3 protein-coding genes and 1 pseudogene are annotated in these 3,253 nt (G+C 64.8%); 2 read left to right on the forward strand and 2 right to left on the reverse strand.

Annotation, left to right across the window (positions count from 1 at the left end):
- Window positions 1–21: 21 nt before the first annotated feature.
- A pseudogene (locus EN780_RS30665) lies at window positions 22–321 on the forward strand (Si-specific NAD(P)(+) transhydrogenase); the annotation flags it as partial.
- Between the two features lie 19 nt (window positions 322–340).
- Here EN780_RS30665 and EN780_RS30670 read toward each other — a convergent pair.
- The gene (locus EN780_RS30670) at window positions 341–1,000 is read right to left on the reverse strand and encodes an alpha/beta hydrolase (protein ID WP_128276155.1); all 660 of its coding nucleotides are present in this window, start codon (window positions 998–1,000) and stop codon (window positions 341–343) included.
- A gap of 204 nt (window positions 1,001–1,204) precedes the next feature.
- Between EN780_RS30670 and EN780_RS30675 the strand changes: the two genes are divergently transcribed.
- Window positions 1,205–2,434 carry an OpgC family protein gene (locus EN780_RS30675; protein WP_245500174.1) on the forward strand — a complete coding sequence of 410 codons (1,230 nt, stop codon included), beginning with the start codon at window positions 1,205–1,207 and terminating at the stop codon, window positions 2,432–2,434.
- A 3-nt stretch (window positions 2,435–2,437) separates the two neighbouring features.
- On the opposite strand, the gene EN780_RS30680 is transcribed toward EN780_RS30675, so the two are convergent.
- Window positions 2,438–3,253: substrate-binding domain-containing protein (locus tag EN780_RS30680; RefSeq protein ID WP_128276157.1), on the reverse strand; the 816-nt coding region annotated here is incomplete at its 5' end.

Raw genomic sequence — 3,253 nt, forward strand, 5'->3', positions numbered from 1 at the left:
TGATGTGGCCGCGCGAGGTTTCGCGAAAGCGGCGCCGCCTATGAGGTCGGCGTGGCGCGCTTCCGCGAAACCTCGCGCGGCCACATCATGGGCGTCAACTCGGGCTTCCTGAAGCTGCTGTTCTCGGTCGAAACGCGCCGGCTGCTCGGCGCCCACATCGTCGGCGAGGGCGCCACTGAACTCATCCATATCGGCCAGGCGGTGATCAATCTCGGTGGCACGGTCGACTTCTTCGTCAACAACACCTTCAACTACCCGACCCTGGCCGAAGCCTACAAGATCGCCGGGCTCGATGCCTGGAACCGGATGGGGAAGGGATAGGGCTCCGGTCCTAGTCCACTCACGCCACGGCCGGATCCGCCAGCCATTGCCTGACGATGGCCGCGTCCGGGTCGCCGATCTCATGTCCCGATGCAACGATGCGAGCATCGACCGTGGCGCCGCGCTGGCTTAGCAGCGTCACCAGCGCCGGCGCGAACGGGCCGTAGGTGAGGTCGGCGGCGCCGGCGATCATCAGCACCTTCGTGCCGCCGAGATCCGTCGGCGGTGTCTCGTCGAGCACCGGCATCGGCCGCAGAAGCGCTGCCCGCCGGACCAGACCGGGATGAAGCAGCATCAGGCTCGAAACCAGATTGGCGCCGTTCGAATAGCCGACGAAGGCCGCACGGGAGAGATCGAGCCCGTGGCGCTTCGTCGCCTCGGCAACGAAGGTGGCGAAGGTGTCCGTCTCCGTGCGAATGCTGGCCTGCTCGAAGCTGGTCGGCGTGATCCGCTCGAACCAGCGAAAGCCGTCCTCTTGCGGGATTCGGCCGCGCGCCGCGACCAGCGCGGCCCTGGGCGCGATCTGTCTCGCAAGCGGTACCAGCGTGGTTTCATCGACGCCGGATCCATGCAGCAGGAACAGGCATTCGCCGCTTGCGCCGGATGGCTTGATGAAGCGATGGAGGAAGCTCAAGTCATAGAAGACGCCGCCATCGTCAGTATATTCAGGCACGCTCATATCCTTTTGATTTCATGGCTGTTTCATTGATTTGCCGGCTTCAAAACGGATTATTTTCTTGCTCCGCGAAAGTTGATTGAACCAGGCTTACTTCAGTCCGTTTCTGCGCCGATACACTCCCTCTCACGGGAGGAATCAAAGCGGTGCGCCGGGGGTCGCATTGCCCGAATGAACGACCAGCTTTGAGGCCTTTTGTCGATGACCATGCCAGTTTCGCCCGGACGGGACACACGTATCCACGATCGCGATACGCGTATCCACGATCGCGATACGCGTATCCACGATCGCGACACGCGTATCGACGTGTTTCGCGCGCTCGCGCTGCTCACCATCTTCATCGACCATGTGCCTGGCACAATGTTCGAGACGCTGACCTACAAGAATTTCGGCTTCTCGGACGCGGCCGAAGCCTTTGTGCTGATCTCCGGCATGTCGGTGGCGCTCGCCTACGGCAGCAAATTCCAGCCCGGCGGCCGGCTGCTGGCGACGCTGAAAATGTGGCGGCGCGCCGGCGTGCTCTATGCCGCCCACATCGTCACGACCATGGTGGTGATGGCGCTGTTCTGCGCCGCAGCGGTGTTCGCCCGGCGGCCGGAGCTGCTGAAGCTGATCAACATCGAGCCGCTGATGAAAAACACGCCGGAGGTGCTGGTCGGCATCGTCACGCTCGGCCACCAGCTCGGCTACAACAACATCCTGCCGGTCTATGCGGTGCTGCTTTTGCTGGCGCCGGCCTTCCTGCTGTTGATCAGCTACAGGCCGGTGCCGGCGCTTGTACTGTCGGCTGCCCTGTGGCTGATCGCCGGCATCTGGCAGATCGCGCCGCCGAACTATCCGGAGCCCGGCTTCTGGTTCCTCAATCCGCTGTCCTGGCAGTTCCTGTTCAACATCGGCCTGGCCGCCATGCTGCATGTCAGGCGCGGCGGAACCATTCCGGTCAATCGTTGGCTGGTCGGGGCTGCCGCCGCCTATGTGCTGACGGCGCTGGTCTGGGTGCACAGCCCGCTCTGGGGCCGCATATCCTGGCTCGACCTGCCGGTGGTGCTGACCGGCTTCGACAAGACCTTCCTGTCGCTGCCCAGGCTCCTGCACATATTGGCGGTGAGCTATCTGATCGTCGCGCTGCCGGCGGTCTCGAACCTGTTCCGCACCAGCACCGACCATCCGCTGGCCATCCTCGGCAAGCGCTCGCTGCCGGTGTTCATCGCCGGCACGGTTCTCGCCATGGTGGCGCAGGTGCTGAAGCTGATCAATCCGGGCGGCTTTGCCTACGACACGCTGCTGATATCGGCCGGCATCGCCATGCAGTTCGCGCTCGCCTTCTATCTCGAATGGCTGTCGGGCATCGGTTCACTGGGCCGGAAGCCGGTCCGCGGCGAGGCGCCGGCGCGACCAACGTTCGTCGCCCAGCCGATGGCCGCAGGCAATCGCTGAGGATCAGGCCTTCGCCGGCCCGGTCGATGCCCTGACGACGAGTTCGACGCCGAGCATCTCGCGCCGCACCGCGCCATCGAAATCGAGGATCATCCGCGCCGCCCGACGGCCGATCTCGGTGATCGGCTGGGCGATGGTGGTGAGCTGAGGTCTGCTCAGCAGGCCATCCGGCACGCCATCAAAGCCGACGACCGAGACGTCGCCCGGGACGTTCAGGCCGCGCTCCGTCAGCCAGTCGATCGCGACCATGGCCATCCGGTCCGACATGGCCAGGATCGCGGTGGGCGGCTCGCCGTTGGCGAAGATGGCCTCGAGGCCGGCCCTGGTGGTGGCCGCCTCGTTTTCGGTCTCGTAGACCGGCACCCTGGTGGTATCGACGCCGAAGCGGGCAAGCTCCTCGAAATAGCCGGCAAGCCGGTCACGCGTTGCTGTGTAGAGCGCCGTCCCGAGCCGCCCGGGCGTCACAAGACCGGTGCTGCCGTCGACGAAAGGCAGCGACAGGACGGCGAAGCGGCGATGCCCAAGTTCGCCGAGATGACGCGCGGCCAGCCTGGCGCCGGCGATGTTGTCGATGCCGATCATCGAGATGGTGTCGTCATCGAAGCCGATCGCGAGCGCGACGAAGGGAAGCCTCCGTTCGCGCGTCAATTCGACGAGGCGAGGACCGCCCTCGATGCAGAACAGGATGAAGCCGTCGACCAGGGCGCTCTGGATGTTCCAGGCGAGTTTCTCGTCATTCTGAGCCGACACCAACGCGATCCCGGCGCCGGTGGCGTCGCATGCTTGCGAGATGCCGGCCATCATCACACGGGCGAAAGG

It is taken from the genome of Mesorhizobium sp. M4B.F.Ca.ET.089.01.1.1, assembly GCF_004022605.1.
Classification (GTDB): Bacteria; Pseudomonadota; Alphaproteobacteria; order Rhizobiales; family Rhizobiaceae; genus Mesorhizobium; species Mesorhizobium abyssinicae.

Bases quoted from the DNA above. Each gene is read 5' to 3' on its own strand.
- EN780_RS30670 (WP_128276155.1), bottom strand. From the start codon at position 1,000: ATGAGCGTGCCTGAATATACTGACGATGGCGGCGTCTTCTATGACTTG.
- EN780_RS30675 (WP_245500174.1), top strand. From the start codon at position 1,205: ATGCCAGTTTCGCCCGGACGGGACACACGTATCCACGATCGCGATACG.